Raw genomic sequence first — 6,779 nt, forward strand, 5'->3', positions numbered from 1 at the left:
GAAATGGGGCGAAAGTCTGTGGACTCTGTGTAAGACAGTACATGGTTTTTTAACTGTGGTATGCGACGGTGGTGGAAGCAGAAACTTAAATCGTGAGGTTTAGGAATCGCCGCACTTTTAGGGCGGCGAGGATGTCAAAATCGCTAAACTCTCCCTTTGAGGATTGTCGTTGCTAAGGTAGATACCCCCGCCTATCGGCACCCCCCTTATCAAGGGGGGCAGGGGGGATCGAACCCAAAATCTATCTTCAATTTAATTATAACCAGCTACTTAGCAAAATCTCCTGGCTTTTTCCGGTTATTTCACTAAATAGCTGCGCCATTGTGAGGCAACTTCTTCCAGTAAACGCCAAGTTTTCCCCTCGATCTGTCTTTGTAAATAAAGATCAAAATTGTTGTGTTGTTTGGTATCTTTTTGATGGGGCAATTGTAGAGTTAGATCGTAATCTCCCTGCAAGTGATAAGCGGGTAAATTGCCCACATAAAGCGGTTCCAGACTGGTGACATTAATTTTAGCAATTTTTACCTGCGGATCATCGATCTGTAAAGATTGACTAAGGCGATCGGATGTGTGACGAAATTGTAATAAAAGGGCTTTGGCGACGATTTCTCCGTCGGGGGCAAATTCTTGCGGGGGAGTGACACTACCACAAGCAGTCAGGAAGACAAGGAAAATACTGGTTAAAAAACCGAGAAAACGGCGCATAGAATGATATTTTGAAAAAGAATGGCAGCGGGTTAAGAAGAATTAATTATGACTCAACCAAATGAGCGAGAGAATTTCAGCCAAGCAGAAACAGTGATCCGACTACAAGAGGCGATCGAGCAGTTAAATTCGATCGTTTCCCAACTTAACACGGGAACGGCGACAGTGTTACCCCCAAAAGTTGCTGTTGATAATCTTCTTAACTCAACGCAACAGTTAGCCGCTGCTTTAAAACCAGATGAATTCGCAGAAGTTGAGCAAAGTTTAACCCCAGATTCTCCAATCGAAGCAGCGGAGGGAATCGACGATATTTTACCGGATTTCGAGCAGGTGGAAGGGTGGTGGACGACGATTTTGAGCAAAATTCGCCGACTTTTACCTGGGGGAATTAGCGAAAAAATTCCCGATTGGTTAATTACCGGCTTGTTAACAGGAAGTTTAGTCACTATCCTATTAGTAGCTGTGGTCAGTTTACCGAAAAATACGGCGGAAATTGCCGAAAATATGCCTGAAGTTGTCTCTAGTCCTTCCCCGGCTGCCGGGGAAATTATCGCAACTCCCCCAGAATTAATCGCACCAGAGGCACCGATTCCCGTCCCGATTACCAAAGCAAAACCGCGATTAACTCCCGAACAAAGTTTAGTCGCAGCCATTCAAGCGGAAATTACCGATTTAACTACTCGTTATCCCGCCGGGATTATTTCTACCGTAGAAGCGGATTTTTTGGCTAGTCGTCTAGTAGTTATTTTGGGCGATAATTGGTATAGTCTGGAGGCATCACAACAGGATAAATTGGCTAATTCGGTTTTTCAACGTTGCCAAAGTCTCGATTTTCGCCGCTTGGAAATGAGGGATAACGAGGGAATTCTCCTCGCTAGAAGTCCCGTTGTCGGCGATCGAGTGGTGATTGTCAATCGCACTCAACCCACCGCTGCCATCTCCTCTGGTGAGTAGTTTTGAGCGCGGGGGGAGGGAGTTTCGGACAAAGACAGCCTCAAGAATTCTCGCCCACCAGTCCGCTTTTTCCCCTCGCTGGTTAGATATCTAAATATACACAAAAATTAGTGATCCCTGACTTAACAGTGCTATAATTGGCTAGGTAAAATTTTGTAACGATTTTTAATCTTGAACCTACCCGATAGTCAATGCTTCCCCCCGCCCGGGTGGGCCGCAGCAATTTTGGTGCGAGAAAAATTGCTCCGATCTAACCCAACTCCCTTAAACCTTTCTAGGGTCCCCCTAACCGCCAAAATTTTGCCCTAACTACCAAGAATTAAGAGATTTCAAACTATACCATGAACTCTGTTATTCGTCAAGAGCGAGCGCTGATCACTGGAGCCGGCAGCGGCATCGGCAAAGAAACCGCCCTCGCTTTCGCCAAGGCGGGAATTAATCTGGTTTTAATCGGTCGCAATCAGCAAAAATTGGCAACGGTGGCGGCAATGGCGGCAGATTTAGGCGTATCAGCCCAAGCTTACCCCTTAGATTTGGCAGATATCCCGGAAGTAGCTCCTAGTATCGCTAAAATCGCCCAAGAATCCGGACCGATCGATATCCTGATCAATAATGCTGGCATGGGTTACACAAACTCCTTGGCTGACACACCTTTGTCAGACTGGCAGCGGGTGATCGATCTCAATTTAACCAGTGTTTATCAGTGTGTGCAAGGAATTTTACCTGCCATGCGTCAACAGGGGGGAGGCACGATCATTAACGTTTCCTCGATCGCCGCCGATAATTTCTTCCCTGATTGGGGGGCCTATAGTGTCAGCAAAGCGGGATTAGTGGCATTTTCTCGCATTTTAGCGCTCGAGGAGCGGGCTAACGCCATTCGCATCACGATTATCATCCCCGGGGCTGTCAATACTCCCATCTGGGACAGCGATAGCGTCAAAGCAGATTTCGATCGCTCGGCCATGTTAACCCCGGATATCATCGCTGAGGCCATTCTGCAAGCGGTGTTACTGCCCAAACAGGCCGTAGTGGAAACGATGACCATTATGCCCAGTGCGGGGGCATTATAACCCGAAATACTTCTATTTATCAATCAATTCGCCTACAGGCCTCTTCATTATGACCATAGCTTCTTCTAACGGTTTAAACGGTAATTTAACCGACGCTATTCAAGCACGCATGACCACTCGCCCCGATCGCAACACCCACAATGGCAAAACCGCTCAAATTCATCCAACTTCCGACGAAAACAAAGAACAGATGATGGATGCGGTCAGAAATATCCTGATCTCGGTGGGGGAAGATCCCGAAAGAGAAGGTTTATTAAAAACCCCCAAACGGGTGGCCGAAGCGATGCAGTTTCTCACCCAAGGCTATCAACAATCCCTAGAAACCCTCGTTAATGGTGCGATCTTCGATGAAGGTCATAATGAGATGGTATTAGTGCGCGATATTGACTTTTTTAGTCTCTGTGAACATCATATGTTACCCTTCATGGGGCGGGCCCACGTTGCCTATATTCCTAACCAAAAGGTGGTCGGATTAAGTAAATTAGCCCGCATTGTGGAAATGTATTCCCGTCGTTTACAGGTCCAAGAGCGCCTCACCCGTCAGATTGCCGAAGCGATTCAAGAAATTCTCGACCCCCAAGGGGTTGCCGTCGTCATGGAAGCAACCCATATGTGCATGGTAATGCGCGGGGTGCAGAAACCGGGATCCTGGACTGTCACCAGCGCCATGTTAGGAGTCTTCCAAGACGAGCAGAAAACCCGCGAGGAGTATCTTAACCTGATCCGTCATAAACCCAATTTCTTCTAGTCCCGGAGATGGGGAAATGGGGGAATTCAACTAAAACCCCAACACTCAAAACCTTCTAACTGATCACTGATCCCTGAATTTTTGCAGTCGCTCTAGCAAGAGGGCGACTTTTTTGAGGTCTTTATCACCAGGCGATCGCTCAACGCCGCTAGAGACATCAATACCCTGGGGGTGCAGCCGAGTTAAAGCTTCACTAATATTATCGGGGTTGAGTCCTCCGGCCAGAAACCAGGGCAAGGGGGGCGAAAAACTGGCTAAGGCTTGCCAGTCTAAGGTGTGTCCCGTACCGCCGAGCAATTGGGGATGGTAGGCATCTAACAGTAAAGTATCGACGCTATTGAAGTAAATTGCCGACTTTTCCCAACTTTCTCTGTCTTTGATCCGCAAAGCTTTGATAATTTCCCGGTCGGGTAATAATTGCCGCAACTTTTGGCAATATTCGGGAGATTCTCTACCATGTAACTGCACACTTGTCAAGGGGGTTTTAATAGTTATTTGCTGAATAATTTCCGGTTGCTCGTCGGCAAAAACCCCGATCAAATCGATTTTGTCGGGTATTGCGGCGGTAATAGCGTTAATTTGCTGGATTTTGACGTAACGAGGCGAACTCGGTACGAGGATAAAACCTAAGGCCGTAGCTCCTAAATTGGCGATCGCTCGCCCCTGGTCCGGTTGGGTAATGCCGCAAATTTTAATTCGCATTTAATCTTATTCGCAAAACGTTACAAAAACTGTTAAGTATTCAAACAAAAAGCAGTTTCGGGTCAAGAGCTTTTTATAATGCCCTGTGATTAACAAAATCTTATCAAGACTGGAGTGCCAATGATCCCTTCCACCTTACTTTTAGCCACCGCTCAAACCATTCCCTGGAATTTATCCGTCGGGATTACCATGACGTTAGCTAACCTAGTAGCCTTCGCTATCGGTTATTTTGCTATCCAAAATACTGGGGCCGGCCCTGCTTTACCCTTGCCGCAGTTAGCCTCGAAAAAAAGCTTCGGTCTGCCGGAATTATTGGCTACCATGAGTTTTGGCCATATTCTCGGTGCGGGACTGGTTCTCGGTCTTTCTAATGCGGGTATTCTCTAATCAGTAATTAGTGACCAGTAAACCTCAGAGAGAGGAGTAAGGAGCCAGTAGTCAGTAGTCAGGAGAACTAAGCATAAAGAGATTTTAGGCAACTTCATCCCTATTTTTCCCATTTTTGAACTCTCAAAAGTTAATTATGCCAGAAGTCTCGTAATCGTCCAGAGCGGGTGATTATTCTGGCTGCTGGAGAGAAAATTAAGAAAGCAGTGGCCCAAGTCGAAGTTGGAGACTTTGCTAACAAAGAAGAAGCAGTATTTGCTAACTTAACTCATGAAAGTTAGATGGCTGCGGAAAGAAGTATCGAAAATAATTGGTAAATGCGAACGTTGCTAATCGCTTAATTAATCGTAAATATTGCCTCTAAAGTTAATCTCATAAATAAAGATTTCGTCTGTCTCCTTGCCGATTTCAAAAATAACTCGCATTTTGCCAACACGAATTCTGGAGAATCCTTTTAACTCACCTTTAAGTTTTTTGATATCAAGTTCTTCAGGGGGATAAACGTTTTGAGTTTCAAGGCAGGTTTTGAGAATACCAATTTTAGTCAAAACAGATTTTCGGCTATTGGCATCTAGTTTCTCCAAAAATTTATTGGCTGATCTACTGATCCTGATCTTCACGATTAAACCAGCCTGTAATATCAACGAAGCCGTCGTCTTTGTAATCAACAGGATTAAAGTTTGCTTCTATGTCAGCTTGTTCTATATCATCAACATAGGGAATCAGCATCTCGAAGAATTTAAACCATTCTTCCCGCATAACTTCGCGGACGCTTTCCTTGATGATGGTTTTGAGCATTAGAGCATCTAAGGTGTTTGCCGGCTCCATATATTTTCCTCCAATCTACTTGAATTCTAGCAGCAGATCAAGAAAACGGGTTTCTTACAGCAGCTATCTTAATGATCAGGTAGACAGTTTTCGTTTTGGGGAGTCGGTGGTCGATACCAAATTAGGTGACACTTCATCTTGATGAGCAACGCTGTACCCCAAACTGAAGTTAAATACAGCCAATAGATCGTAAAATTTAGGAAGTTATTATGTTGATTTTTAAGGCTTTTTTGTCAGCCGGGTAAAATTTGGTTAAGCAACTAAGTAAAAGTGAGCGATCGATGCTAGAGAAAACACCGATGACGATGATGGATTTCTTTCGCAAAAGCGAAGGATTTTAGTTTTCTCAAGCTACTGTTCGAGGCAAGTCAAGAGATTGGGAGAGATTCAGGTAATCTAAAAATAGGCGGTTCAAGTGGGTCTTAGCTTACCTGATAACGTTCTTAAAATCTATCGGTGGCAAAAGTTACTTATTTTAGTTGTATAGCTACAGGAATGAGTAACTTTAAAAAGCTTTAGGTAGGTTTTTGGTTTCTGTAGTTAACCCCGATCCTCACAAACAAAGTCCACTACTCGATCGATTTCCCGGGATGAGCGGATACGACGACTACCGCTGCCGAGTTCGCCACCACGACAATTGGCCCACCAACGCTCGCGACTGCCATTAACGATCGCATCAAATTCTCTAATTCTGCCACTATCATAATAACTGCGGCGATCAACGACAAAACGACCGATATTGGGGAGGCGAAATTCTTCATAAACATTACCGTCCCAACCGCCACCCACATTACCGTCATGGTCGTCGGTGCGTACCTCAAACTCGCCCCGACAACCATTTCTCACCACAATATTGCCGTTTTGGAAATCCCAATTACCCTCACAGGGAGCAGCGGAGCGAGTGCGGGTTAATCTTACTTGGGCCCATCTAGCGTTCACGGGACAGCGAGTAGTGCGACCGCTTTGACTTTCACAATTAACTCTCATGGTTCTGGCCGCTGCTGGCTCGCTCCCCAGGGGATAAATTAGCAACAAACCGAGACTAGATAATAAAATTTGGCGAAACATTCTCTTTATCTCCAAGAAATTCTCTAGTTTATCTTACAGGGGTATCCAGAAAATGAGTAGTAGTGCTTGAAGTGCGTTAATCAACAAAAAAGAAGGGTGATTTAACTTCACCCTTCCCCCTATTCGGTAAATTTTCTTGCCATCTTTAGAGAGCGTTACCGCGAGGTAATACTTCTTCAGGGAAGATAAAGTTTTCGTGGGGTTGGTCTTGGGGAGCCATCCAAGCTCTCAGACCTTCGTTAAGCAGAATATTTTTAGTGTAGAAGGTTTCAAATTCCGGGTCTTCCGCCGCTCTCAATTCCTGAGAAACGAAGTCA

Annotated in this window: 10 protein-coding genes; 4 read left to right on the forward strand and 6 right to left on the reverse strand. The window is 45.2% G+C overall.

Features of this window, described 5'->3' with window-relative positions:
• Positions 1 to 297 precede the first annotated feature (297 nt).
• Positions 298 to 705, reverse strand: coding sequence for a hypothetical protein (locus tag IM500_RS12840; protein ID WP_147069516.1), 408 nt, complete (start codon positions 703 to 705; stop codon positions 298 to 300).
• A gap of 48 nt (positions 706 to 753) precedes the next feature.
• Between IM500_RS12840 and IM500_RS12845 the strand changes: the two genes are divergently transcribed.
• From IM500_RS12845 to folE, 3 genes are all read left to right on the forward strand, one after another.
• Positions 754 to 1,659 carry a hypothetical protein gene (locus tag IM500_RS12845; protein ID WP_287738603.1) on the forward strand — a complete coding sequence of 302 codons (906 nt, stop codon included), beginning with the start codon at positions 754 to 756 and terminating at the stop codon, positions 1,657 to 1,659.
• Between the two features lie 341 nt (positions 1,660 to 2,000).
• Positions 2,001 to 2,729 (forward strand): SDR family oxidoreductase, encoded by a 729-nt coding sequence (locus IM500_RS12850; protein ID WP_287738604.1) that lies wholly within the window; start codon positions 2,001 to 2,003, stop codon positions 2,727 to 2,729.
• Positions 2,730 to 2,778: 49 nt separating this feature from the next.
• Positions 2,779 to 3,477 (forward strand): GTP cyclohydrolase I FolE, encoded by a 699-nt coding sequence (gene folE / locus IM500_RS12855; protein WP_190722265.1) that lies wholly within the window; start codon positions 2,779 to 2,781, stop codon positions 3,475 to 3,477.
• Between the two features lie 63 nt (positions 3,478 to 3,540).
• Here folE and IM500_RS12860 read toward each other — a convergent pair whose 3' ends face one another.
• Positions 3,541 to 4,179 (reverse strand): phosphoribosylanthranilate isomerase, encoded by a 639-nt coding sequence (locus IM500_RS12860; RefSeq protein WP_190722266.1) that lies wholly within the window; start codon positions 4,177 to 4,179, stop codon positions 3,541 to 3,543.
• 120 nt (positions 4,180 to 4,299) lie between these two features.
• Here IM500_RS12860 and psaK point away from each other — a divergent pair, with 120 nt between their 5' ends.
• On the forward strand, positions 4,300 to 4,566 hold the full coding sequence (gene psaK, locus IM500_RS12865) for a photosystem I reaction center subunit PsaK (RefSeq protein ID WP_287738605.1): 267 nt from the start codon (positions 4,300 to 4,302) through the stop codon (positions 4,564 to 4,566).
• A 341-nt stretch (positions 4,567 to 4,907) separates the two neighbouring features.
• Here psaK and IM500_RS12870 read toward each other — a convergent pair whose 3' ends face one another.
• From IM500_RS12870 to IM500_RS12885, 4 genes are all read right to left on the reverse strand, one after another.
• The gene (locus IM500_RS12870) at positions 4,908 to 5,210 is read right to left on the reverse strand and encodes a type II toxin-antitoxin system RelE family toxin (protein ID WP_002784443.1); all 303 of its coding nucleotides are present in this window, start codon (positions 5,208 to 5,210) and stop codon (positions 4,908 to 4,910) included.
• A complete protein-coding gene (locus IM500_RS12875; RefSeq protein WP_002765933.1) occupies positions 5,167 to 5,394 on the reverse strand; it encodes a hypothetical protein in 228 nt (75 codons plus the stop codon). Before IM500_RS12875 ends, IM500_RS12870 begins: the two co-directional genes overlap by 44 nt.
• Before the next feature lie 540 nt (positions 5,395 to 5,934).
• Positions 5,935 to 6,462 carry a DUF3011 domain-containing protein gene (locus tag IM500_RS12880; protein ID WP_287738606.1) on the reverse strand — a complete coding sequence of 176 codons (528 nt, stop codon included), beginning with the start codon at positions 6,460 to 6,462 and terminating at the stop codon, positions 5,935 to 5,937.
• 145 nt (positions 6,463 to 6,607) lie between these two features.
• Positions 6,608 to 6,779 (reverse strand): photosystem II protein D2 (locus IM500_RS12885; protein WP_271931852.1); only part of this gene is annotated, 172 nt, incomplete at its 5' end.

This window comes from Microcystis sp. M179S2, from assembly GCF_020245805.1.
Taxonomy (GTDB): Bacteria; Cyanobacteriota; Cyanobacteriia; order Cyanobacteriales; family Microcystaceae; genus Microcystis; species Microcystis aeruginosa.